Below are 24,606 nucleotides of genomic sequence, written 5' to 3'. Positions count from 1 at the left end.
ATGGCAACGCAAAAACAAGAACAACCGGGCATTACTTTGAACAATACGAGTTTGGCAGTAAAACTCGGTTTGCCGCTGGGCAATTTTTTCAGCGATATTGGCTCAAGTATGAAGGCTTGGCTAGACAAGGGGCTTATCAACCTTAAAAATTTAGCCAAGAATATGGTTGAGGGTGCAAAGGAGTTAGGCAAGGCTATTTTGCGCGGTGATTGGAATTTATTTAAGAGCTGGCTGAAAGAAGATCCGATCGCCGTTGCCGCCGGGATAGGGGCGGTGATTTTAATCGGCGGCGTAGTTGTTGGGGGTGTTGTTGCGGGTATCGGTGCAATTGCCGGGGCGATCGGAGTTGGCGGCGCGACGCTAGCAGCGGTCGGAAGTACGGTTCTCGGCGCTGCCGTCAGTTTCGGTACCCAAGTTTGGAATTTTGACTTTAATAAAACGGACGCCGCCATTCTTGCTGAGATTAATGCAGCATTTGGCGGTCTAGCTAACGTTGCGGGGGAAGCATTAGGTCGCAGCTTGGCCGGGTTTATAATCAATCGCAAAGAGACGCCGAAGCTGAAAATCAACATCAAGGCAACGGCGACGATGTTTTTGGAGCTTGACGACAACGGCGATAACCAGATTGCCGAGGAAATTCTAGAGAACCTGTCCTCGCTAGGTTGGGCGTTCTACCGATTTGCTCAAAAAGCTCTGTTTGCTCAGGGGTACATGAACTTTCGGCAGTGGGCAAAAAAGAGCATTAAATCGGGGATTCCTTGGGTTGACAAGATGATTGCAAGCTGGGGAGAAGAAGGTGGGAAGCCGTGGGTTATCAGCCAGCAAGTTAACGAAGTTGTAGAGGCGATCGAGAAAGAAAACGATGCCCTCGGCAAGTTTTTAGAAGGCACTATCGAAGGATTTGGCGATGGATTCAAGGAATTTTTAGTTTACGAGTACAGATAAATGAGTGCAGAAACTAAGGTACGCAATCGCCTGAAGCGAGTAAATCCGCCAACTAGAATCGCCGGACAGTCAGAACAGAAAATTTCCGAGCACAGCTACTTTGCAGTTTACGATCTCGAATTCACCGAACCCAGCGAGGCCGAACTCAAAGCCGCTGCTGAGAAAGCCGACCAAACCAAGAAGAGAGACGGGAAGAAAACCCTTGAGACTCTGACACTGACAATTAGCGGCAATGATTTTGCGATCGCCCTTCAGGCATCTTTGCTTGATGCTATCCGCGATTTACTGCGGTACGAACTCAAGAAAATCAAGGGCGGCGACTCGGAGGAGGAAAGCGGCAAGCAAGGAGTGGAACGAACCGGCCATCCAGAGGTCAAACTGTGGTTCTTCGAGAAAGCTGCTGATGTGACTCCGGGCTATACTCGCTTGAAAGGGGAAATTAGTTTTGACTTGATGAACTTTGTAGATTCTTCAAATCTGGCAAAAAATGGCATTAGTCAGTTAATCAAAGAATCAGACATAAAGAAGCTTTCAGCCCAAATCAAAACTATTTTTACCGATAATTTCAAATGGGAGCGCGGTAAGAAAATAGTCGTTTATCACGATTGGGGTCGGGGGTACGCTTTTAAAATTGCTTGCAAAACAGAATCCGAAGGGGTGCGAATTGTTAAGGAAGTCTTAAAAATTCAAGGGCATGAACTTCGCTCAGAATTCCTGAAACTGAATCAACCTATTGGCACTCCTAAGCCTACAATTCCCTCGCCGAAAGATGAAGAGGTACTTGGGAAGAAGCGCAAACACAAGCGTTACCGCCCAGAATGCACGGTTTATTACTCCTATGCAACTTTGCACTTACCGAGTTACGGGCAAAAAATTGCACTGGCGTAGAAATGCCTATTGCCACTATGCCTGAAGGTATAGGTTAGAATGTGAGTAAGTTTATTGGTAACTTTAATGATTGATGATAATGCGACTATTACTGATGCTAGTGTTACTAACAGCGGTGTGAAACTTCAGACAGAAGTTAACGCAAATACCAAGAATTATCTAAGGCATGAAGCGATACGCAAGGGTTTGACGATGGGGCAATTGTTAGATGAAATTATAAAAATGTTTTGCCTCGACGTACCAGAAAGCACTTCCTAATTGATACGACGAATTATTTGAATTCAACCTCGATTTAATCAGGGTTCTGGAGCTCTGAAACGGGAGGGTTATTTGATACGGGCGATTATTTACTGTCGGGTATCGACCGACGATCAGAATTGCGATCGGCAAGAGCGGGATTTGAGGGAGTTTGCCGATCGCGCTGGGTATGAGGTGGTGGAAGTTGTCAGGGAGACTGCCAGCGGTGCAAAAGCCGATCGCCCGGAGCGTAAAAAAATTATGGCGGCGGCACAAGCTCGGAAAGTGTCGGCGGTGCTCGTGACTGAGGCGAGCCGATGGAGCCGCAGCACGATTGATTTGCTTGGCACGCTGCAAGACCTCAACGCCTGGGGGATTTCCTTAGTCACTCTGTCGGGCATCAGTTTGGACTTGAACACGCCACAAGGTAAATTGATGGCGGCGATACTTTCGGCGATTGCTGAATTTGAGCGCGATTTGATTCGCGAGCGAGTAAAGTCTGGAATTGCAGCGGCGCGAGCCAAAGGGCGCAAGTTTGGCCGGCCCCGACTGGCGGAGAGCGCGATCCAATTGGTACATCAATTGCGAGCCGAGGGCAAAAGTTACTCGCAAATTGCAGCGGCTAGCGGCGTTAGCAAAACGAAGGTAGCGGCCCTTTGTCAGAATCTCGCAGCATAGCGGCAATTTTTGCGGGGGGAGTTCCAGCCGCCAAGAGCGATCGCACTTCGGCCACTTTTGCCTGAGCGATTGGGGAATCGGTGTTGCCGCCCCTGATGTGCTGATGTCTTACTCGCCCGCCCAATTTGTAAGACAATCGGTAATACTCGCCGCTGCGAGCCGTTCCGCCCGGTCGGTAAGTTGAAACTGCATTAAGTGGCAAATAATCATCAACGGGTGGGGGCGATGATTCGCTAACCGCAGACTCAACAGAGGTTATCGAATCATCCGAAGGGGGTGGGGGTGATTCGATAACCGCAGGCTCAACAGGGGTTATCGAATCAATTTTATCGGCGGGGGCGAGGGCGAGTTTGACTTCAGCAGGAAAAAGGAAATCCCACTGACTCGAAAAAGGATTCCAGAATTGCAGCCGCCCGTTTGTCGGATCGACTTCGTGAATCTTATAGATGTGGCCGCACTTGACGTGTTTTGCGATCGCCGGCACCTTACGGATTTTCACCCAATCACCAGGTTTGTAAATACTTCCCGTTTCTGCAATTTCAAAAAGTGACAATTGGCTAATCATGGCCGCTTACTCCTTCTACTCTCAGCAGGCCTTGAAATATGCAATTTAGTTTTTCGTTGAAGTAATTGAGCTCATAGGGCTGCAATTCCATGCGCTGCGAGCGGTGGCCGTTTAACTCGCGAAAGTCTATCCCCCGCGCTAAGTTCTCGCGGCAGACTTTACAGTATTCACGCAGCAGACCGGTAAACTCAATGTAGGCGTGGCAGTCGGTGGCGGTGGCTAACATATAGAATTGATTCGCCGCTGCCTCCATCCGATCGAGGCTCTCTTCTGCTGTTAGTGTCATAAATTTCTTATCTCCAACGAATCCAATCGCCCGACAATTTTCCTGTAACTGTTTCTCAGTCTGTGAATCTCGATCGCCTGTTGGGTGAGAAACTCCATCAGCGCGGCGAGATGTTCTTCCATGTCGTACACTTCATCATTTTGAAGTTGGATAGAAACCTCGCCTGATTCTGGGTTTTGTACGATTCTCATAAGTCAAAACTTTCAGGGCGGAATGTCTCAGGGGGCGAATCTTCGGCAGAGAAATCTTCGCCTCTGCTGAACTGCCAGCCGTGCTCAATGGCTGAAAAAGTAGCAGGAGAATGAACAAATAATTTTTGCAGTTTGAGGGCGGCAATTTTAGCGCAGCACAACAGCGGGGCTAATTCTTCGCAATTTAGGCTAGAGCCGTGCAACGCTTGCACAGCTAGGATAAGAGCATTCGCCTCGTGACCGTCAAAAGAAATTTGCAGGTTCTCAAGGCTTTCTAGCTCGCGTGAAACTTCATCTATGTCGAAATCTTTCATGTCTATTTAGTGTCTAGTGTTTGTCTAGCCGCCGATCGCACTTCACAACAGATTCAACAAGCGCTTCGTTGGTGGGGTACTTCGTAACCCAAGTCTGATAATCCGGCGTCGGACTGTCTGGGATTTCCCACATCTCATCGCCAATGTTTCGGATGAATAATTTGACGCACCGGCCCGCCACGTAATCAAGGTTTAGGTTGCCGTCTTCGAGTTCGATATCTTCTATCCTTATGACCAAATCAGAGCGGTGGTATAAAAAGCCTAAGCCGATCGGACGTGAGTAATCAATTGCATTTGCTCCGATTTGTCGAATTTGCTCTTTTGTCGCTTTGAATTGAAAAGTCATAGTTTTAATGTTGTTGCAGCCGATCGCACTTCACGACGATCGGCATTTGTCTTACTGTCTTACAGTCGGCTCACCGTATTTTTAAGCTGAAGACGAATGGGGCAATCGTCGTCGGGGAATAAGTGTTTCAGCAAATTTTGCCGATCAACATCATCACTTATTGACCAAATATCATTCTCAACGACTCCCTGTTCATCCGTAGCGATACCAGTTGCAAGGTAAAGCTCCGTGCAGCGCCCGTCTTTCATCTGTTTGCGATTCCACTGAATCGCACAAACGAAGTTTAAATCTATGGTTGTCCCTAACGAAACGATGTGAAACCAGTTGGGCATGATGATTATAAGTGTCTACAAATTGTCTACAGCCGATCGCACTTCACGACGATCGGCATTTGTCTTACTGTCTTACTTACTGCCGGCCACAGCTTCCTTGAACTGCTTGCCTGCGGAAAATGCCGGAACTGTAGTTGCCGGAATCTCCATCTTGTCTCCGGTTTTGGGGTTGCGACCTTCACGAGCTTTCCGGTCTCTCGCTTCCCAAGAGCCGAATCCTACCAGCGTTACTTTTTCCCCGTCGGCAACTGCCTGAGTGACGCAATCAAGGAAAGCGTCTAGCAGTGCGTTAGCTGCCTTTGGGGTGGTTTCCGCTTTGACCGCCATCAATTCCACCAGTTCTCCTTTGTTCATAAGTGCGATCGCCTCTAACGACTAATATCTAATGACTAATTACTAACGCAAAACCAGCACCCGACGGCGATGCTGGTTTCTGATGCGATTATTCTGCGAGGTTTTCCCCGCCGTTACTATCGTTGGATGATTCTGTTTGCTGATCTTCTGTCATGTCTAGTCCGCTGTCTAGTTGCTTGCTCGCTTCTGCTTCGGCTGCCGCCATTTGCTGCTTATGCAACTGTTTGAGCCTGCGGAAATTGTTTAGCTTTTGTTCATATTCTTTTTCCTCCTCCCTGTACCAGACGATGCATTCCCTCGATTTGACCAGTTGTTTCTCAGCATCGTCTATGAGTTGGTCAAGCATTCCCCCAACGGCATGACTAAGGAAATTTCCCTCCTCGCTATCTTTTCGATCAGGTTGGAAGCGCTGAGTCCTAGTTCCCGTGCTAGCTCGTCCAGCAGTTTCGCTGCTGTCGGAGTCAGGCCGTATCCTTTCGTTACCTTCGTTTCCCCGTGGGGTTTGTGTTTCGCTTTGGGCATAGATTTCAGTCATAAGTACCTCTCTACAATAGCAACATCTATATATAGATGTTGACAAAATCTATCTATAGATGATAACTTAAATCTAACATCTCTAAATAGATGTTTTGTAGAGCATACCCAGAATCAATAGGGTGAGTCACGCTCACCCTTTCCCCTACCTATGTACACCCTAGAAAGTCTCCAACAGAAGAATTTAAAGGAATTGAAAGAAATTGGCTACCAGCTCAACGTGCTCCCAGAGGGCGATCGGCGGTATGCGCGAAACTGGGTTAAAGCACTGGTTGGCAAACAGCCCCCGCTGTTGCAATTACTGGAAGTTTCCCCCGCGGTGGAAGTCGAACCGATTGCCGAGGCGATCGAAGTTCAAGCCCAGGAGCCGATCGAGTCCAAATTTGGCCGCATCGTTTACCCGAAACCGGCCTCTAAGCCGATCGCTCAAACGGAAATTAATGGAACTATCCCCGATGCTGGAAGATTCGGAATTGCGAGTGATGATTTACATCATTCACGCCTTACGACCGCCCAATTGGATGGAAATAGCAGCAGCGCTCAAGCTGAAACACAAAGAAGTCAAGATAGCGATCGAGTATTGGAAGTGGAGAGGGATGCTCAAAGAGATAGAGGGCGAACTCTACCCCAGCAGCCAATTGAATTAGCAGCTTCCCCCGGTGTCGAAAATTTCACAGAGGGCGATCGTCCTCCCGGTCGCGGTGACGGCAAGCGCAAGTCAACAGCTCATCAGCTTTTGGAGTTGTTCAAGTCATCGGCGCACATCATCCCGGATTCCCCCGGTGATGAAATTAAGCCAGAAGTGAGCCAAAGTGCGATCGCACCAGCGGCCGAAAATATCCCCGGTGTCGGTTCTGATCCGAATCCGATCTTGACGGGGATTTTTCTATCAGATAGCTTCCTCGCCCGCTATTCCCCGCCACAGCCTGAGATTGTCCACTTTCAAGCCGATGAGGACGGACAACTGAGCTTGCTCGACTTCACGGTAGAAACCAGCGACGAACCGCCCGACCCCGACGATTTCCAAACCCTTGCAGAGTTCCGGCAGGCGATCGCAATTTGGGACGCTCAGCACCCCGCCGAACCGCTGGAAATTTCGCTCGATTCAATGTGCGAGTGGGCCCCGTGTCCCGATGAATGGTACGAACCGGCCGCCGAAAGTTCCAGCACTTGCAACTTTTCCATCCCGACTTTTGACGCTTGGTGCGATCGCGCAAACCGACAAACTGACGGCGACGAACCGCCTGACACATGGAATTATGCCCGACTGCCGGGGCCAAAGCCTCCGAAATTTCCACCAAGGGCGATCGGGCAAGTCAGGGTAAGTCAGGCTAAGTCGCAGAACAGTAGTAAAAGCACGGTTGCCCAAAACCATATCAAAATCAGTCCTGTCCCAGTCGAATCAAACATACGAACCAAGCCTCCCGAAGCTATCGCGATACTATTTCATAGCATCGCCGCTGGCAGCAACAGTCGGCTAGGGCGAGATCCTCCGGGGGGTGATGCGATGTAAAAACTGCTTGCGTAGTAAGGCGTTTGAACAACTTATCTCCCTTCTGAATCTGAACAATGCGATCGTCCATGCACCCGGGCGATCGCTTCCTCCCCACTCCCCGACCAATGGAACTCACATTAAATTCTTACTCCGACTTTCAACCGCTCCTGGACTTCGAGGAAGAAACCCTCGGAGCCGTTCCCTACAATGACTTAGCCGATTTAACTCGCGAGATTAAACTCTCGTTTGTGGACTATGTAAGACAGGGCGTAATGCTCGCCACCATCCGCCGCAACCGTCTCTATAAACGGCAATTTAAAGACTTCGCCGAATACTGCAAATCCGCCCTCGGCCGCTCGCCGATTTATTGTAAGCGCATCATTGAGGCCGCCCAAACAACGATCGAACTGATAAAAGCCGGGTTTAGAATCTTGCCCACTTCGGTGTCGCAAGCGTTGCCGTTAGTCAAATTCACCAAACCCGACGATGCTGGCAACCGCGAGCTCGAAACAAAATGGCAGACCGTGATAAACAGTCAGCCGGCAGACCGCATAACAGCGGCCGCCATCACCGAAGCTGTAGACGACAAAGAGCCGGAACAGCGAGCTAAGCAAGTCCGCATCGGCGGCAAAGCCTTCGAGATGCTGCAAAAGAAAGCACTGGCGGCGGGCCTGTCGGTGTCTAAGTATTTAGAATTGCTGATTGGTGGCGACGATTCCCCCACAGATGAACCGCCCGACGGCGAGCCAGAGACGGAACTGACGCCGGAAAAAGTCGAGGTTTGCGATCGGGCCGAAGCCTACGCAAAAACTAAGCCCGCTGGCGGTTTTACTATCAGAGCTACCAAAAAGCCATCAAAAAGCTATCAAAAAGCTATCAATCCCCTTAGATCCGACGAAGTGTCGGACTCATCCTAGTCTTAAAAAACCATGCACAATACTTTCACTTACCGGCATTCCGACTTGCCCGCGTTTCGTCCTGAAATTAAAGCCGAAATTGTAGCTCTAGGGCTTCACGCTGACGACTTGATTTTAAAGAGCTGCGGTAACTACCGCGAGCTTGAAGAACTCGCCGAAACCCTTGGCACCTCTCTAAACACTTGCGAACTAAACCTTAACTCGATCCGAATAATTCCCGACGATAGTCCACACCCCGGATCTGTCACTCTGACTGATTTGCCCATGTCAGAGCAGACGATGATTTTTAGCACCGCCTTATTCAATGCGATGGTGTTGTCGGCGCTTCAAAAAGTAACAAGAGCTGACATTAATTCACTGATTTTTGCAATATCAGAGCAAGTAAATACCGAAATGGCAGACATTAGCGACGACCAAATCACCGCCGCTCTTGCAAGCTATCTAGAGCAATATTCCCGATAGCCCACGCAACAAGGTTTCAAAATCGAAATCCCACCGACCAAACAATAAAAAACGGTCAAAAGTGCGATTTGACCGTTTAATAACAGGCTGTCTTGGCTAACTGTCCTCTATTACACATCTACTAACTTACCATGAACGCCAAAAATCCAAACAAGCACATTACCGAGTTAATCAAATCGGCAAAACAGCAATTTCACAATTTTAGCGACGCAGAGACACAAGAAGTTTTTCTCACTATCAAAGAGGCGAAAACGAGAGGACTGTTGCGAAAACAGCCTCCCGACAGATGTTTGAATCAGTATATCAACGCTGCAAACTACTTGTTGCGAACTTATTCAACGGATGAATTTGCAACAGCTCTAACACAAAATATTGACTACCTCTACGCTTACATTGCGTTGGTGGCAACAAACTCCATCGTAACAACCGCCTGACGAGTGCTGCGTGGAATCAGCAGCCGAAACTCCCCTTTTAACGGGGAGTAGCGGATCGATTCCAACCCGAACCGCCGATTAAACGGGATGTGACTTAGGGCTTTTATAAGGAAACAAGCTCTTGAGGCTTTTCGGACTTCATAAGCTCGGTCACAGCCTAATTAATTGTTAATATCTCGCGCACTTTGAAGCTTTAAGAGTGAAGTAGGCTCATGTGGCCTTTGGGTGATTCATAAGCTGTTGCTGCGAGATTTGGAAACCTCACCCTTAAAAATGGAATGACTCAAATTATCGGGCTAGATATCAGCAAGGCCTCAGTTTCGTGCTGCTTAATATCAGAAAAAGTTGATGAACCGCGCGAGTTTTACTACCGCTACAATTTCCACAAGTTCGCCGCGACAGCGCACGGGATTAGTGAATTACTTACACTAATTGGATCGGAATCAGACAAGCAAAACACGATCGCAGTGATGGAACCCACGGGCGTAAACTACCAAATTTTATGGGGAACTCAGCTCGCCAGGGCTGGCATAGAAGTGCGGCTAGTGGGGCATAAGGAGTTAAGGAGTTTTCGGGAACATCACTTGGGACTGCCTGACAAAGACGACGACGCCGATGCGTTGGCGTTGGCAATTTACGGCTGGGATTACCAAAACACGCCGCGCCGATTTGTCCAAACGCGCGATCGCACAATCGTACAAATTCGTCGGCTTGTTTTGCGGCTCGCGCATCTCAATCGGGTGCAAAGCCCCATCATTAATCGAGCGCGGCAGGATTTAGCATGGCAGTTCCCAGAAGCGGCGCTGATAAAATCGCTACGGTCTGGGGAGAAAGTTCCGCTGCTTTGGGGTTGGCTGTGCGGCGAGCGGCAGTCTGTAAAATACGATTTACTACTGGAGCGGTCGATCGGATTGGGGGTAACTGACGAACTGAGGAAACACGCCGCCCGCATCTGCGACTTGCAGCGGGAAGAAATGGTACTCGAATTTGAATTGTCTAAACTTGTGGGCGAGCCGCAGTTTTTGCCGTACCGTAAAGTGTTTGCCCGGTTTGGTTTTGGCCGCCGAGTCGAGGCGCTGCTGCTTTCCCAAATCTTCCCGATTGAAAATTACCTCGCCGCAGACGGCAAACCCGATATCAAAATTCGTAAGGGAAGGCGATCGGGCAAACCGACTAAGCGGCATTTATCACTTCGCCGATTCTGTAAGGCTCTCGGCTACGCGCCATCACAGGAAAGCAGCGGCGACTTACAAAAATCTAAAGTTGTGGGCGGTTCTGATTTATGTCGGCGCGCTCTCTGGCAATGGATTTTTACAAGAATTGAACCGACTCGCGCTCGCATGGCTAACGACATTGGTGATCGGCTCGGCGAGATTATGGATTCTGAAAAAGCCAGCGGGCGACCGGTGCGGTTGGTGCGATCGCGCGTAGCGGCCAAAGCTGTAAAGCTGTTATTCCGTGAATTGGTGCGCGAGCTCGTTCAGCCCATAATTTGATAGGTGAAACAAGGTGACACGCTGTAAAAAGTGCTGTACTGCAGAGAGACTTTAACGTTAAGAAATCACAAGGAGCAAGATTATGCAATTCAAAGGATTTGACAAGCAATCTAACAAACTAAAAAAACTTAACAAATTAGACAAGCGTTTTACGAGCGACGGAACTGAATTCACTATGACAGATATACCAGAAAACGGCGTTATGCTGTTTTTTGACGAAATTATGTTTTTCCCTAAAGGTCGATTAGCTGAAAAAGTTTATTATCCCACTGCTATAGAAGGCAAAGTGTTATATCCAAATGTACCCTATTCTAGATGGTCACAGATATGCACTCATTACAACGTTAAAATGCCTGCTACTGCGACAGAAGGGATTGACGGCAAAGCTAACAATTTTTGGGAATGGGTACATCAACAGCGTTTGCCAGTTTTTATATTAGACGATCACTGGGAAGTTTTGAGGTTACTTTCTAAAGATGTTCTCGCAGCATATTGTGTTCCGTTTACGAATAGACCTAGAGAAGATAGAGATTTCAGGAAATAAGTTAAATTGAAGTAAAGACGCGATTTATGGACAACGAATCAGAATTGACAAAACGGGCAGCAGTATTTTTGGACAGCTTCGAGATTGTCTTTGGGCATGATTGGTGGTTTACCAAAGACAACATTTGCGATCGGCACTTTATCGCTGAAGACGGAACATTTCTAGATCCTTACCCAGGAGAACATTTTACAGGAGGGAAAGGCGACAATTGGTGCAACCGCTCCAGCTTGCTTGCTGCCTATCGCGAGCTTAAAGCCTTTATGATAAGCGAAGGCATCCACAATCAAAATTACTAGAGTGAAGTCCGATGTACGACTTGACGAGATTCACTTTAAGGGACATGGCCGAATGCGGGTTGGCTCTACGCCAGTTCGGCTTGGGGGTTGAAAGTATGGAAGAGGCGAGTAACAGAATTGTTAGGTATCTTTACGAAAATTTCTGTACTAAGCCAACTGGTGAGAAATCCTGCGCCCTCGTCCGTTTGTTCAAAACTCACCCTTATGAAGACTTAGAAGTCGAACTTGCCGAGTATGCCCGTAGTATGTTGGACCACTATCCCCCTTTGCCTGGCATGAAGTGCATGACTCTACTGGCAACAGTAGGAGAACAAACGGAATGGAACTCAAGACACACATCCGTTGCACATAAGGCTATTCCGCTGGCAAGCGAATCTGTAGTCGCTCAGATGCCGATGATCTCACAACTCATCAGACAGCTCGGCTTAGATATAAAAACAGTTATCAACCCTGACCCGAATCTTTTGGTAGAAATCGAGCAGAGGAAATACAACGTCTTCTATGTACCTGAAGCGATTGGCAGCCCCTATATTCCCGCTCAGGACTCCTTTGTGATGCCCTTCGGAATCAAGTCTGTGTTGGGGTTTGGTGGTCTATTACCTTCAGGCAATATGTTTGCAATTATCATGTTCTTGAAAGTCCAGATTCCCCATAGCACGGCTCAGATGTTCAGCACTCTGGCGCTGAACGTCAAGACAGCACTGCTGCCCTTCTATCGAGGAGCTGTCTTCGCTCAAAAAGATGAATCTGCTACAGCCGAAGGGCAAATATTCACAAGAAATACTGAGCAGGAGCTAGCGCAGCTTAAATCCAAAGTAGCGACTTTGACGCAGTTGCTTGATGTTTTTGACCAATCGATCTTCGTACAATCCGATCGACTCGAACAAGCCATAGAGCAACTGGCGGACTCCGCGCAAAAGTTAGATACCCTCAACGAGAGACTCAAGGAAGAAAATCTCCGCATGGGTGCTGAATTGGATATCGTGCGTCAGATGCAGCAAATGATTCTGCCCAATGCTGAGGAACTGGAAATTGAAGGACTCGATATTGCTGCATACATGGAGGCTGCCGATGAAGTCGGCGGCGACTACTATGATGTCTTAAACACCGATGGCGTTGTCACTCTGGGCATCGGCGATGTCACTGGACATGGACTCGAAAGTGGCATCTTGATGCTGATGGCGCAAACCGCCGTTCGCACCCTCAAGGAAATCCCCGAAGTAGACCCGGTTCGCTTCCTAGATGCGCTCAACCGCACCCTCTACAAAAACGTGCAGCGCATGAAGTCCGAAAAAAGTCTCACCCTAGCAATTTTAAATTATTCTGAAGGACGGGTCAGCATTAGCGGTCAGCATGAAGAAACAATTATTGTGCGCCTTGGTGGACAGGTAGAACGTATCGACACGATGGATTTAGGTTTTCCGATTGCTCTTGACGATGACATTGTTAAGTTCATCAGTCATATTTCAATTGAGCTACACCCAGGAGATGGTATCGTGCTATATACCGATGGTATTCCCGAAGCAAAAGATATTAAGAAAAAACAGTATGGCGTGGAGGCGATGTGTGAAGTCATTAGCCAAAACTGGCATTTATCGGCTGGGGAAATTAAGCAAGCGGTGATTGACGATTTACGGCGACATATCGGCACTCAAAAAGTGTTTGATGATATTACGCTGTTGGTTTTGAAGCGGACCCAATTAGGCATAGAAAAAAAGTCACAGCCTCCAGCCACCGGATTGGTTTAGAGCGATCGCCCATACCTCGAAAAAATAAACTTATGACGTTAAACTGAAAAATAATCGTCGGGGCGATCGCCTTAGCAGTCAAATTTACGAATAGGTGGTGAGATGTTTCAAAGGCCACCTCCCAAAAGAGGCTGAATCTCCTGAGAACTCTAAAGCTGTAGTCAACGCCTAAATTTCTATGATTAAATCTATCTAATGATATATTGCATCAATGTAAAGAAAGCGATAGCGGGATGAGCGCTCCCTTTATTGACAGTAGTGCTTTCGGTCAATTAAAACTATTCACTCAAAGCCTTTCTACATAGCGTAAGGCGCGCCAAAGCGCACCCTACAAAAGAGATATGCAAGGGTAAGTCCTATTACTCTCAAAGCTTTTTCCGCTCTAAAACAGCTTTGTTCTATTTCTTCTTTGACTCAGAAACATCAGCAATCAAATCGTCTTTATCAACTTTCGGTACAAAATCAGGGCGTTCTTTGGCTTCCCAACCGGGTGGGCGCTTGGAGTTGTACCACGCGATCGAGCCGATCGTAGTTGCGGCAATAAAGCCAGCAACAAGAACTGCTATTGGAGCGTTCAAGCTGACACTTGATTCCGGCACTGGCTGCTGCATCAGCAGCTCAATCATTACTTGCTTGATGGGTGCAACAACAACTGCTATGGGAGTGGTCACGCTGATATCTATCATTAGGCTAAATCCTTATCTACTCTACTTTTACATTATCTTAAGTGCTAAGGACGTGTGGTTGATATATCGGAAGACAGAAAAATTGACATAATTGCCGTCATAATGTTTAGAGCTTGAAAATAGGAGAGCTGATTATATGCCGTTGGGGACAATAGCATTGCTGTTGGCTGCGAGTTTCAGCCTGGGTGCTTTACCGCTAACGGGATGGGCGGTTCGAGTGTTTAGCCGCCGAGATTTGAGGGCGCTGGGCACGGGGAATGTGGGTGTGTCTGCTGCTTTCATTCACGGGGGGAAATTAGCGGGAATTGCTGCGGTGTTGGCGGAAATTGCCAGGGGTATTGTACCGGTTTTGGCAGGGCGATTTTGCTTCCCGGATGCACCTGCGATCGCGATCGCCCTGTTAATTCCGCTAGTTGCGGGCAGATATGCGATCGCCAGAGGTGGAGGCGTGACAAACGCTGTTTGGGGTCTTTTGGTATTTTCGCCGCCGGTGGCTGTATCATCGGGCATTTGGGGGCTGCTGGTGTGGGGTTTGGCACAGCGGTGGTGGGGTGAGGGCGATCGGGCTAGACTCTTTGCTTCCCGTTGCGGGTGTCTGTGTACTCCTATCTGGGTTGGGGTGTGGCGACAATCAATGCCTGAATTTTTAGCAGCAACAGGGTTAGCTTTGTTGTTAGCAGCAATTAATTTCAGTCAGGGTGATGATATGGCTTTATCTAAATCAGAACAATTGTTTTCTCTTGATGACTCGTTAGATGCTGCAATCTGCGGCGATAAAGCTGCTAAATTGTCTCAACTGAAACGCGCCGGGTTTAATGTACCATCTGGTTGGATATTATCACAAGAAGCGGGCATCAGGCATCGGGCATCGGGCATCGGGCATCGAGGAAATAGTGATGAATTGTCAATTCCCAATGCTTTGATTCAAAATCTAAAATCCAAAATCCAAAATCGCATGATTGTCCGTTCTTCTGCTGCGGGAGAAGACGGGGATCTTAGTTCAGCGGCTGGACAGTATCAAACCATTGGGCCTGTTTCAACTCAAGCAGAATTGCTCGATGCAATTAATCGCTGCCGCCAGTCTTATTGGACTTCAGAAGCTGTGGCTTACCGCCGACAGCGACAACTCCCCGATACCCAAATGGCTGTATTAATTCAGCCTTATATTGATTGCCAATTTGCGGGAGTCATGTTTAGTCGCAATCCTTTAGATGGCGGTTCCCAGGTAATTATAGAAGCTTTACCGGGAGGAGCAGAAGCGGTTGTCGGCGGACAATCTACTCCGGTTCATTTAGAAATTGATTTTAGTACACCTGAATCATTAGAAAAAAAATTAACTGAAATTAAAAGTAATTCACTTATTGCTCAATCCATTTTAGCAGAATTGGTGAAACAAGCCCAAGCGATTGAAGCATTTTTTCACGGAATTCCCCAGGATATTGAATGGAGTTGGGATGGCGAAAAAGTTTGGATTTTGCAAAGTCGCCCGATTACTAATTTGCAGCCTTTTTGGACGCGCACTATTGCAGCCGAAGTGATTCCCGGTGCAATTCGTCCCCTAACTTGGTCGATTAATCGACCGCTGACTTGCGGGGTTTGGGGAGAGATTTTTAAGATAGTTTTGGGCGATCGTGCCAGTGGCTTAAACTTTAATGAAACGGCAACTTTGCTCGGTTCTCACGCCTATTTTAATGCGACTTTGTTGGGCGAAATCTTTCGGATGATGGGATTACCGGAGCAGGGTTTGGAATTTTTGCTGAGAGGGCAAAAAATGGGCAAGCCGCCTTTGGGGAAGATTTTGCCTTCTTTGCCTGGTTTGTGGCGTCTGGTGCAGCGGGAGAGGGCGCTGAATGCAGAATTTAAGGGCGATCGTACTTCTATTTTCCTCCCGGCACTGCAAAGTCTGGAGAAGGAAGAAGGAAGAGGGAAGAAGGAAGAAGGAAGAGGTTCGAGCGAAGAAGAAATATTAATGCCCAATGCCCAATGCCCAATGCCCGATTATCAATATTTAACGGAATTGTTGGAGAGAGCGGAGCAAATTCAGGAGTGGCTGAAACCGATTACTTACTACAATATATTAGGGCCGATCGGGCTGGCTATTCGCAAGGCCATTTTTCGCGTTAATGATGACTGGCTGGCTAATGACAGCGCTCCTGAAATTGTTTCTGTGCGAGCTTTGCAACAGTTGGCTCATAAATTGCTGCAAGCTGCTGTTTCGCAGTCTGACGAAACTGTTTCAGTAGCAGATTTAGCACATATATTTGCCGAAAATCGGGCTTTACAAGCAGAATTTAAAAGGTGGCTTGATACTTACGGATATTTGAGCGAAGTGGGAACGGATATCGCTGTTCCTACTTGGCGAGAACAACCGGAAGTTTACCAAAAACTGCTAATAAGTATGGCTCAAAAAGGCGAAACTAATTTAGTCGAAAAGCCGAAATTAAAATTGACTTTTGGGCAGAAGTGGCGGCTAGATAAATGTCAGGAAAGAGCGATGGTCAAAAACGAAATTAGCGAAATTTACGCGCGGTTGTTGGCTCATCTACGCTGGACTTTTTTGGAGATTGAAGCTTGCGGATTGGCAATGCAGGTGTTTGACGAAAGCGGGGATATTTTTTATCGGGAATTTGGGGAAATTCAGCAGTGGATTCGCAGCGGGGCAAGTGTTTCGTTTAAGGATACAATTAGGGAAAGGCGCGATCGCCTGTTAGCCGATCGCGATCGTCAGATTCCCCCTGTCGTCTACGGCAATTTGCTGCCAAATTCTCAGAAAAGGTCGATCGACCCAGCAACATCACAAACTAATATCATCCAGGGAATTCCGGCAAGTATCGGCCGTGTCGAAGGTTTTGTGAAGATTTGCCGCACCGCGAGCACAGATTTAGGAGAAAATGCGATCGCAGTAGTTCCTTACACCGATGCAGGTTGGGCACCGCTGCTATTAGGAGCAAAAGCAATTATATCTGAAGTTGGCGGACAATTATCTCACGGAGCGATCGTCGCTCGCGAGTACAAAATTCCCGCAGTCATGAATATTGCTGAAGCCACAACTCGCTTGCGAGACGGTCAAAAAGTCCGAGTAGATGGGTATCTCGGCACTGTGGAATTGCTGGAATAATTAGGAACAGGCAAGATGCCTGTTCCACAAGAAATCAACTCTTTGTGGAACAGGCATCTTGCCTGTTCCTAAAAAGATTATTGAAAATGGTGCAACATCTCAGCAATCTCGTAAACCCGCCCCCACTTTCCTAGGCTGTTAAGAAATTCTGGACAACATAGTTACCCACATTTCTACCAGCACTCAAGCCATTTACGTTAGCACTCATGAAATGGATGCCTCCGTAAATGCGACTCATGCCCGATTCATCGGCCGCTTCGCTGAAGTTTTGGTAGGTTCGCAAAGTGTTGACACTCCTGTCTCCCCGATCTCCAAAGCCGTAATCGGAACCAAATACAGAACTCATAACAGGATCAGCAGCACCGCTAAAGGTACTGTGGCCCGACGTGTACTCAGGGAACGGCGGAGTAGTTAGCAGCGGCGTCCACAGGGGGTCGGCTGTCGTGTCGGGGTTGTTGTCCGTATCAGCTTGGCGGATAGCTGTCACCGGCCGCCATAAATTGTACTGGTACTTAGCATCCCAGCAACTAATAGCTGCATCGGCGAGAGCAATATTCAGCAGGGCGAACAAGCGGGCGCTATCTTCTAAGGATTGACCAGTGAGAGTCGATGTTTCTTCGGCGATTTGGTTCCAGTGACCCGGAGGCGTAAACGTCCCGGCGCCGTTGGCCCAGAATTTGGCGATGACTGTTTGGTCTGGGGTGCGCGTGAGGCTGTCACTTTTGCCGATTTCTTTGACGTAGTTAAGTTCCTCTGCGTACTTGGCACTGTCAAGGGCGGGCGGGCCGGCCGGGCGGAACTGAGAACCGCTAGTCATGGCAAAGGGAGTAACTTCGGCCCACTGTGGCGCTAGCCCTCCGGAAAAAGCGGGGGGAGTAGGTATCCAACTGCCGGGGTCGGTTGAGGGGGTGTACTGCACTACTTTCGTGATGCCGTCTGTACTCCGCGAACTGATAATTTGGTCAGCAACTTGCTGTCCGAGGGCAATCCCGTCTTGTTTGGCTTTGCCATCGGTAATTTTAGCTAGAGACGATGCGTATGCTTCGTCAAATGTGGCTGCTTGTCCTGGGTAGAGGTTGACTAAGACGCGGTGGGCGGCCGCGGCGGTGGCTGCTTCTGCTGATGTACCTGCGGGTGGGTCTATTTCCACGAGGTAAGGGGTGTATTTTTTGCTGATCGAGTTAACAGCATCGTAAATGGCTGCGTGAACCATTGCCATGTTGCGGGAGGCGAGGGGAGGCGCGGTGCTGGCTGTCCGCACTGCATTCAGCATGACTCCGTTCCACTCGATGACAGGGTTTCCCGATAGGTGATTTGTGAATTGGTCGCGGTTGATTGTGTTGCTGTTGACTCCTTGCAAGACTGCTAAATACTCGCCCGTGAGTTTGTCTTGAATTACGGTGCTGTTGCTGTTGGCGCCGGTGCCTTGCTGGATGTTTAAATCTTCAAAGCTGAGGCCGTCTAACAATCGAATTTTGTCATTGCCGTTGCCGAAGTCGGCGATGTAGTCGGCTGTGGCTAAAGTTGGGCCGCCGCTGCCTTTAGCAATGGCAAATATATCATCGCCTGTGCCGCCGCTCATGGTATCGCTACCTGCGCCCGCATAGATGAGATCGTTGCCGGAATCGCCACCAATTAGGTCGCTGCCTTTGCCTCCCCAGAGGATGTCGTCGTCCCCACCGCCAACAATCGTATCGTTGCCTAGGTCGCCGCAGATTTTATCTTTGCCTGCATCGCCTTCGAGATAGTCGTCTCCGCTGTTGGCATAAATTATGTCGTTGCCATCCAAGGCCTTAAATATGTCTGGTTGGATGGTTCCTTCGAGATAGTCAAATTCAGGACTAGGGGTCAGGGATGCCATGTTTATTTATTGGATATTTTGATTAAAGCGCAAAGGTTTAGTACCATCTGTAGATGCTTAGGTCTGTTTACCCCTGATTTAATTATTATTAAACTTTCTGGTTTAGAAGTAAACGCCACTGTAAAGCTTTATTTAAGAGTTAACGGGTTTTTTAGGAAGTTTTGCGCTTTGAATCTGCGTAAAAATACAGACATTTAAACTGCACTAGATACTGCAAGGTTGTTAATTTTTTATAAAAAAACAGTTTTTTTTAATATTTAGAGCAAGATACTTTTACCAGCATCAAAGGCGCGGATTGTGTAAATGAATAAGTATATATTGATTAAGCACTTCTCAAAGCTGCGATCGGGTCTAGTTTGGCGGCTTGGCGGGCGGGGACAACGCCGAAAAAGAGGCCAACTGCACCGGATACACTGACAGCAAGGGCGATCGCCACGGGTGATATTCCAGCTTGCAATGGCGTGAAATTACCTACCAGCAAGATACCCCCGACACCTACGCCAGTACCGACGATCCCTCCGGCAGCGGATAAAATTACAGCTTCGACAATAAATTGAAACAAGATATCTTGTTGGGATGCGCCGATCGCCTTTCTGAGCCCAATTTCCTGAGTGCGCTCGCTAACGGACACAAGCATAATGTTCATAATGCCAATGCCGCCGACTAATAGGGAAATGCTGGCAACAGCAGTTAGCATCAGAGTCAAAGCGCCGGAAATTGCCCCCATTCTTGCCATTAAATCTTTCTGATTCCTGACACTAAAATCATCTTCGGTAGTAATTTTGTGCCGCAGTCTCAGCAGGTTTTCCACCTGAAATTGCGCCGCATCCATTTGCGATTCATCTTTAATCGAAATAAATATCGACGTGACAGCCAAACCGTAGGGAGATGTGCGCCCGACTATGCGATTGGCCATTGTGGCGATCGGCACAGCGGCGGAATTGTCAAAATTCGTACCAAAAGATGTGCCTTTGGGCGCCAATACTCCAATTACTTTGAGGCTGACATTTTGGATTCGCACCTGTTCGCCCAAGGGATTTGTATTCCCAAAAAGTTTCTCCGCTAATTCTGAACCGAGAACCACAACTTGGTTACTTTGCTTAACATCAAGTTCGGTCAAAAACCGCCCTTTTGCCATTTCAAAACTTCTGACTTCTAGAAATTCGGGAATCGTGCCAAAAATTAGAGCAGAAACATTTTTGTTGCTGTAGCGAACAATCTCTGAACTGTTAAGTTCTGCTGACACGCCTTGAACGGAGGGAACTTGAGTGGCGATCGCCTTTGCGTCTGGCAGTACGAGAGTTTGAGGCGCACTTGAGATGGTACTTCGCCTAGCGTTGGGAACTCCCGGCCTCACGATTAATACGTTTGTACCCAGGGATTGAACTTGTCCTGCTACAAATTTTTGAGCTCCTTCTCCAATTCCAATCATGGCAATTACTGAGGCGTTGCCGACAATCATGCCAATCATTGTTAAACTGCTGCGAGTTTTGTTGGCTAGTAGCGTTTGACCGGCCATTTTGACGCTTTCAATAAAATTCATATTTTCTTTAAATGAACAAGAAGGAAGAAGAAATACAGCCGTATTTCATAGTTTTCTGTGCGGCAAAATCCCAGGGCATTGGGATTGCGACGCACAGCGAAAATGACATACTTAATAACTAATTACTAGAGTCAGCAGTCAACCTTCAACAGCCAACCGTCAACAAACTAATTAAGCACTTCTCAATGCGACAATCGGGTCGAGTTTAGCAGCTTGTTTTGCAGGTACGATGCCGAAAAATAAGCCGATGCTGCCGGAAACACCGACTGCAAGTGCGATCGCCATTGGGGAAACACTAGCTTGCAGGGGAGTAAAAGCAGCTACTAAAAGCACGCCGCCGATACCGAATCCAGTGCCGATCGCCCCGCCTGCCGCTGACAAAATCACAGACTCTATCATAAACTGAATTAGAATATCTTGCTGAGAAGCTCCGATCGCCTTTCTCAATCCAATTTCCTTCGTGCGTTCGGTAACAGAAACCAGCATGATATTCATAATCCCGATGCCGCCGACAAACAGCGAAATTGCCGCCACGAAAGCCAACATCAACGTCAAACCGCCAGTAATGCTGCCCAAAGTTTTCATTAACTCTTTCTGATTTCGGACAGTAAAATCATCTTCCTTAGTAATTTTGTGACGCAACCTGAGCAGATTTTCTATTTGAAATTGGGCAGCTTGCATCATAGTTTCATCTTTGATGGCAACCGAAATAAATGTTACTTTTGTACCGTAGGGAGACGAGCGACCTACGATGCGATTTGCCATTGTTGTCAGCGGCAAATAAACATTCATATCTTGATTGTCGCCAAAGCTGGAACCTTTCGCCTGCATGACTCCAATCACTTGAAAACTCGAGTTTTTGATGCGGATGTATTGACCAATTGGCTGTGTATTTCCAAACAATTGTTCTGCTGCTTCCGATCCTAAAGCAACCACATTTTCTTGTCTTTCTAAATCTAATTTGCTTAAAAATCGCCCTTGACCGACATCAAAGCTTCTGACTGTCAGAAATTCTGGGGTAGTTCCGACAATGGAAGACGAAACGTTTTTATTGCGGTAGGTAACGAGTTGACTATCATTGATAGTTGGTGCCACGTCTTGGACAGAAGGAACTTGAGATGCGATCGCCTCTGCATCTTCCACTACTAAAGTCTGGGGCGGAATTACCGGGCGGCTTTGCGCTTCAGGACTTCCCGGAATGACAAATAGCAAGTTTGAACCCAGAGAGTTAACCTGTCCCTCGATAAATGTTTGAGCTCCTTCGCCGATACCGATCATCGAAATGACAGAAGCATTGCCGATGATAATTCCTAACATCGTCAAGGTGCTGCGAAGCTTGTTTGCCATCAAAGTTGTGACGGCCATTTTGACGCTTTCAACAATATCCATAATTTTTAGAAGGAAGAAGGAAGAAGGAAGAGGGAAGAAGGAAGAGGGAAGAGGGAAAAAGGAGCAATCATGAAATAACAAATAACAAACAACCAATTTGCCATTCACAATTCGTAATGCCCTCGGCCCTCTGCCCTATGCCCTATTTCTGATTCTTGATAATATCCTCCAGTTTTTTACCTTGAGGAAGTTCGGTAAAAACGCGATCGCCCGCTGCGGCACCCTCCAAAATCTGAATCTTGTTGCCAATAGTCGATCCAACCGTAACAGGCTTAAACTTCGGCTGTTGTTTCTCATCTGGAACCAGCACACCCGTTTGACCTTTATTAGTCACAATTGCCACCGTCGGCACAACTAAAGCATTGCTCAGCTTTTGACCTACAAATCTCAAATCTACATTCATCCCCGATTGCAGCGACTCTTTGCCCGTGTCGATCGCAACTCGCACTTGAAATAGCGTCACATCCCGTTCCTTAACAGCTTCCGGCGCAATTAATTTAACGCGGCCTTTAAACACTTTATCTGGATAAGCATCCGCCACGATTTCAACTTCTTGACCCGATTTAATTTGACTGATATCAGCCTCCGGGACTTTCGCCAAAACTTCCACATCTCTAGCTAGAGCGACAATCGATGTCGAAGTTGCCGAAGTAGCTTCCGATGCCGAAGTTGCCGGAGTTACAAAAGCTCCTTGAATGGCGTATCTTTGGGTAATAATTCCAGCAAAGGGAGCGCGAACTTTCGTATCTTCTAACTGCACTTCTTGAAAGCGGACTTGAGCTTGAGCTTCGGCTAATTCAGCTTGAGCTTGAGCTATTTCTTCCGGGCGAGAACCGTTTTCTTGTGCCGCCAATTGGCTTTTTGCTTCAGCAACTGCTGCTTCGGCTTTAGCGATTTCTTCTGGACGGTTGCCGTTTTCTACTTGCGCTAATTTGCTTTTAGCTTCGGCAACTTCTGCTTCGGCTCTCGCAATTTCTTCTGATCGCGTGCCGTTTTGCAATTGGTTCAATGCTTGCTGCTCGACTTGCACAGCAGCTTGCAGTTGCTGAATTTGCGACAGCCGATTTTCTTGTAGTTGTTGTAGGCGTCTTTGAGATTCTATTAATTTAGCTTGGGCTGTACGATTTTCTTTAATTAATTCATCGAGTTTATCTTTAGCAAGAGCACCTTCTTCCACTAACGGTCGGTTGCGTTCCACCCGTTGAGCGGTTAGTTCGGCTTGGGCTTTACTCGAGTCAATTTGCGTTTGTGCTTGAGCAATTTCTTGTTGGACACTGCCGGTTTGAGCATCTGCTAAACGAGCTTTAGCTTGGGCTAAACGAGCTCGCGCTTGGCTGACTTCTTCAACGCGGCTGCCGGCTCGCAGTCGCTGCAAGCCTGCTTGAGTTTGCTGCAAGCGAGCTCTGGCTCCTGCAACTTCTTCCACGCGACTACCGGCTTGGAGTTGCGCGAGACTGGCCTCGGCTTGATCTAAGCGCGCTCGGGCGCTGGCGATGTCTTCGGATCGATTTCCTGCTTCGATTTTGGCGAGTCTAGCTCGCGCGCTGGCTTCGCGGGCTTTAGCTTGAGCGAGTTGAGCTTCTACATCGCGGCTTTCCATGCGCGCAACAATCTGTCCTGCTTCGACTTTATCGCCCTGTTCGACAAATAATTCTGCGATCCGGCCGGAGCCTTTGGGGCTGAGATTCACGCGCTGTACGGGCTGCACGGTGCCGCTCGACGTGATCCGCACCGTGAGGTTTTGTGCTTCCACCGGCACTGTCATAGTGGCGATCGCATCTACTTTCGGCTGCGATCGACTTTTTGCTAAATATATAGTGGTCGGTACAGCTAGCAACCCGGCTGCAACCAACCCAATCGCCCACCGCTGCGGTTTGCGCGCGGGTTTCTTCGGAGACTGCTTTTGGGCGGTTTTTTTATCTGCTATTTTGGTCTCTGCGGCCTTGGTGTCTACAGTCTGAGTATCTTCCACCTTGACCTGAGCAGTTTCCTTTTTGGGGCTAACGATCATACCGACTCACCTAATTTAATCTCAGGATTACCTTTAAAGGTAAAATTTTTTCTGATGCTCGGCATCGTCTTTCAGACTCATCCGATCGGGTGATTTAAAAAAAGTTCCCCAACCAGCACCTGTAAACAATTATAGCTAATCGTTGCAATTTATTAAATAATGTTAAGTTTTTTCAGCCTAAAGAGGTGGTTCTAAACAAAATCGCTCCTGGCTGCTGGCCAATTAAAATATATTTTAGCAGATAATATTGTTTTTGGCATCTAGGAGCGCGCTTCTCACCAGCAACAAAGGCGGATATGGCAGGGGGCGATCGACCATCACTAGGTCATTGCGGACTCCTGCTAGCGATCATCGCAGCGGGATCTGCCAGTGCGAATCTCGCTACGACACAGTATGGACACACTTATTCTCATAAACCCGGTTTCACGGGTAGCGGTGCGTAAGTCCTGAATACATATCCGCCCTGTGTCCACAACAGGTTAAAATATTTTTCAAATCCGTTAAAAATGGAAAATCAAAACAATGAATCGTCCTCAAAGCGTTACAGTTTTGGCAATTTTGCAGCTCATTAGCGGCGTATTCAGCCTCCTTGATGGTTTGTTCATCTTACTTTTTGCAGGCATTTTTGGCGGTCTCGGTGCGGCTTTCGGCGGGGCAAAAGTTGGCGCTGTAATCGGCGGCTTCATTGGAATTTTTGCTGCGATTAGTTTCATCTTAGGCCTTCTCTCCTTACTCTTAACTTGGGGCTTGTTTCAACTCAAAAATTGGGCTTGGACGGGAACGTTAATTGTCCATATCATCGCCACCCTCGCGCAAATTGCCAAAATGTTGGGCAGCGGCGGTACAGCAGTCAATTTTTTAACTCTGGGTTTTGCAGTGGCTAGCATTTACTACCTGCTGCGGCCGGATGTTAAACAAGCATTTCGTGTCTGATTT

General features: G+C 47.8%; 27 protein-coding genes. 14 read left to right on the top strand and 13 right to left on the bottom strand.

Annotation, left to right across the window (positions count from 1 at the left end; all coding sequences use genetic code 11):
- The 4 genes from NDI35_RS15165 (at position 1) to NDI35_RS15150 (ending at position 2,748) form a co-directional block, all read left to right on the top strand.
- On the top strand, positions 1-945 hold the full coding sequence (locus tag NDI35_RS15165; RefSeq protein ID WP_445313463.1) for a hypothetical protein: 945 nt from the start codon (positions 1-3) through the stop codon (positions 943-945).
- Entirely contained in the window at positions 946-1,833 is an 888-nt protein-coding gene (locus tag NDI35_RS15160; RefSeq protein ID WP_445313462.1) for a hypothetical protein, read from the top strand.
- A gap of 54 nt (positions 1,834-1,887) precedes the next feature.
- Entirely contained in the window at positions 1,888-2,091 is a 204-nt protein-coding gene (locus NDI35_RS15155) for a hypothetical protein (RefSeq protein ID WP_445313461.1), read from the top strand.
- Between the two features lie 72 nt (positions 2,092-2,163).
- Positions 2,164-2,748, top strand: a complete 585-nt coding sequence (locus tag NDI35_RS15150; protein ID WP_445313460.1) for a recombinase family protein — start codon at positions 2,164-2,166, stop codon at positions 2,746-2,748.
- Here the strand turns inward: NDI35_RS15150 and NDI35_RS15145 are convergent.
- From NDI35_RS15145 to NDI35_RS15110, 8 genes are all read right to left on the bottom strand, one after another.
- The gene (locus tag NDI35_RS15145; protein ID WP_445313459.1) at positions 2,702-3,313 is read right to left on the bottom strand and encodes a hypothetical protein; all 612 of its coding nucleotides are present in this window, start codon (positions 3,311-3,313) and stop codon (positions 2,702-2,704) included. The genes NDI35_RS15150 and NDI35_RS15145 overlap by 47 nt on opposite strands.
- Positions 3,306-3,599 carry a hypothetical protein gene (locus tag NDI35_RS15140; RefSeq protein WP_445313458.1) on the bottom strand — a complete coding sequence of 98 codons (294 nt, stop codon included), beginning with the start codon at positions 3,597-3,599 and terminating at the stop codon, positions 3,306-3,308. Before NDI35_RS15140 ends, NDI35_RS15145 begins: the two co-directional genes overlap by 8 nt.
- Positions 3,596-3,790, bottom strand: a complete 195-nt coding sequence (locus NDI35_RS15135) for a hypothetical protein (protein WP_445313457.1) — start codon at positions 3,788-3,790, stop codon at positions 3,596-3,598. Before NDI35_RS15135 ends, NDI35_RS15140 begins: the two co-directional genes overlap by 4 nt.
- Positions 3,787-4,104 (bottom strand): hypothetical protein, encoded by a 318-nt coding sequence (locus tag NDI35_RS15130; protein ID WP_445313456.1) that lies wholly within the window; start codon positions 4,102-4,104, stop codon positions 3,787-3,789. Before NDI35_RS15130 ends, NDI35_RS15135 begins: the two co-directional genes overlap by 4 nt.
- Before the next feature lie 13 nt (positions 4,105-4,117).
- The gene (locus NDI35_RS15125; RefSeq protein ID WP_445313455.1) at positions 4,118-4,450 is read right to left on the bottom strand and encodes a hypothetical protein; all 333 of its coding nucleotides are present in this window, start codon (positions 4,448-4,450) and stop codon (positions 4,118-4,120) included.
- A gap of 59 nt (positions 4,451-4,509) precedes the next feature.
- On the bottom strand, positions 4,510-4,698 hold the full coding sequence (locus NDI35_RS15120; protein WP_445313454.1) for a hypothetical protein: 189 nt from the start codon (positions 4,696-4,698) through the stop codon (positions 4,510-4,512).
- 156 nt (positions 4,699-4,854) lie between these two features.
- Positions 4,855-5,136 (bottom strand): HU family DNA-binding protein, encoded by a 282-nt coding sequence (locus NDI35_RS15115; protein ID WP_445313453.1) that lies wholly within the window; start codon positions 5,134-5,136, stop codon positions 4,855-4,857.
- An 88-nt stretch (positions 5,137-5,224) separates the two neighbouring features.
- A complete protein-coding gene (locus tag NDI35_RS15110) occupies positions 5,225-5,671 on the bottom strand; it encodes a hypothetical protein (RefSeq protein WP_445313452.1) in 447 nt (148 codons plus the stop codon).
- Between the two features lie 150 nt (positions 5,672-5,821).
- Here NDI35_RS15110 and NDI35_RS15105 point away from each other — a divergent pair, with 150 nt between their 5' ends.
- From NDI35_RS15105 to NDI35_RS15070, 8 genes are all read left to right on the top strand, one after another.
- On the top strand, positions 5,822-7,183 hold the full coding sequence (locus NDI35_RS15105; protein WP_445313451.1) for a hypothetical protein: 1,362 nt from the start codon (positions 5,822-5,824) through the stop codon (positions 7,181-7,183).
- Positions 7,184-7,239: 56 nt separating this feature from the next.
- The gene (locus tag NDI35_RS15100) at positions 7,240-8,082 is read left to right on the top strand and encodes a hypothetical protein (protein ID WP_445313450.1); all 843 of its coding nucleotides are present in this window, start codon (positions 7,240-7,242) and stop codon (positions 8,080-8,082) included.
- 12 nt (positions 8,083-8,094) lie between these two features.
- Positions 8,095-8,544, top strand: coding sequence for a hypothetical protein (locus NDI35_RS15095; RefSeq protein ID WP_445313449.1), 450 nt, complete (start codon positions 8,095-8,097; stop codon positions 8,542-8,544).
- 131 nt (positions 8,545-8,675) lie between these two features.
- Positions 8,676-8,978 (top strand): hypothetical protein, encoded by a 303-nt coding sequence (locus tag NDI35_RS15090; RefSeq protein WP_445313448.1) that lies wholly within the window; start codon positions 8,676-8,678, stop codon positions 8,976-8,978.
- Between the two features lie 278 nt (positions 8,979-9,256).
- A complete protein-coding gene (locus NDI35_RS15085) occupies positions 9,257-10,474 on the top strand; it encodes an IS110 family transposase (protein WP_445313447.1) in 1,218 nt (405 codons plus the stop codon).
- Between the two features lie 82 nt (positions 10,475-10,556).
- The gene (locus tag NDI35_RS15080; protein ID WP_445313446.1) at positions 10,557-11,018 is read left to right on the top strand and encodes a hypothetical protein; all 462 of its coding nucleotides are present in this window, start codon (positions 10,557-10,559) and stop codon (positions 11,016-11,018) included.
- Positions 11,019-11,044: 26 nt separating this feature from the next.
- The gene (locus tag NDI35_RS15075; protein WP_445313445.1) at positions 11,045-11,314 is read left to right on the top strand and encodes a hypothetical protein; all 270 of its coding nucleotides are present in this window, start codon (positions 11,045-11,047) and stop codon (positions 11,312-11,314) included.
- Positions 11,315-11,325: 11 nt separating this feature from the next.
- Complete coding sequence (locus tag NDI35_RS15070) at positions 11,326-13,062, top strand: PP2C family protein-serine/threonine phosphatase (RefSeq protein ID WP_445313444.1); 1,737 nt, start codon at positions 11,326-11,328, stop codon at positions 13,060-13,062.
- 398 nt (positions 13,063-13,460) lie between these two features.
- Here NDI35_RS15070 and psb35 read toward each other — a convergent pair whose 3' ends face one another.
- Complete coding sequence (gene psb35 / locus NDI35_RS15065; protein ID WP_445313479.1) at positions 13,461-13,673, bottom strand: photosystem II assembly protein Psb35; 213 nt, start codon at positions 13,671-13,673, stop codon at positions 13,461-13,463.
- A 211-nt stretch (positions 13,674-13,884) separates the two neighbouring features.
- Between psb35 and NDI35_RS15060 the strand changes: the two genes are divergently transcribed.
- Positions 13,885-16,866, top strand: a complete 2,982-nt coding sequence (locus NDI35_RS15060; RefSeq protein WP_445313443.1) for a glycerol-3-phosphate acyltransferase — start codon at positions 13,885-13,887, stop codon at positions 16,864-16,866.
- Between the two features lie 130 nt (positions 16,867-16,996).
- On the opposite strand, the gene NDI35_RS15055 is transcribed toward NDI35_RS15060, so the two are convergent.
- The 4 genes from NDI35_RS15055 to NDI35_RS15040 all read right to left on the bottom strand — a co-directional run bounded on the left by NDI35_RS15055 (position 16,997) and on the right by NDI35_RS15040 (position 23,670).
- A complete protein-coding gene (locus NDI35_RS15055; protein WP_445313442.1) occupies positions 16,997-18,727 on the bottom strand; it encodes a chemotaxis protein CheB in 1,731 nt (576 codons plus the stop codon).
- Positions 18,728-19,049: 322 nt separating this feature from the next.
- Complete coding sequence (locus NDI35_RS15050; protein ID WP_445313441.1) at positions 19,050-20,270, bottom strand: ABC transporter permease; 1,221 nt, start codon at positions 20,268-20,270, stop codon at positions 19,050-19,052.
- Positions 20,271-20,441: 171 nt separating this feature from the next.
- The gene (locus tag NDI35_RS15045; protein WP_445313440.1) at positions 20,442-21,659 is read right to left on the bottom strand and encodes an ABC transporter permease; all 1,218 of its coding nucleotides are present in this window, start codon (positions 21,657-21,659) and stop codon (positions 20,442-20,444) included.
- A gap of 142 nt (positions 21,660-21,801) precedes the next feature.
- On the bottom strand, positions 21,802-23,670 hold the full coding sequence (locus NDI35_RS15040) for an efflux RND transporter periplasmic adaptor subunit (RefSeq protein ID WP_445313439.1): 1,869 nt from the start codon (positions 23,668-23,670) through the stop codon (positions 21,802-21,804).
- A 522-nt stretch (positions 23,671-24,192) separates the two neighbouring features.
- Here NDI35_RS15040 and NDI35_RS15035 point away from each other — a divergent pair.
- Positions 24,193-24,603, top strand: coding sequence for a hypothetical protein (locus NDI35_RS15035; RefSeq protein ID WP_445313438.1), 411 nt, complete (start codon positions 24,193-24,195; stop codon positions 24,601-24,603).
- Positions 24,604-24,606 lie beyond the last annotated feature (3 nt).

Origin of the sequence: Microcoleus vaginatus FACHB-2002 (assembly GCF_040004035.1) — a bacterium.
Classification (GTDB): Bacteria; Cyanobacteriota; Cyanobacteriia; order Cyanobacteriales; family Microcoleaceae; genus Microcoleus; species Microcoleus vaginatus_C.
The sequence above is the reverse complement of the archived record's forward strand: the minus strand, read 5'-3'. Positions and strand labels throughout refer to the sequence as shown.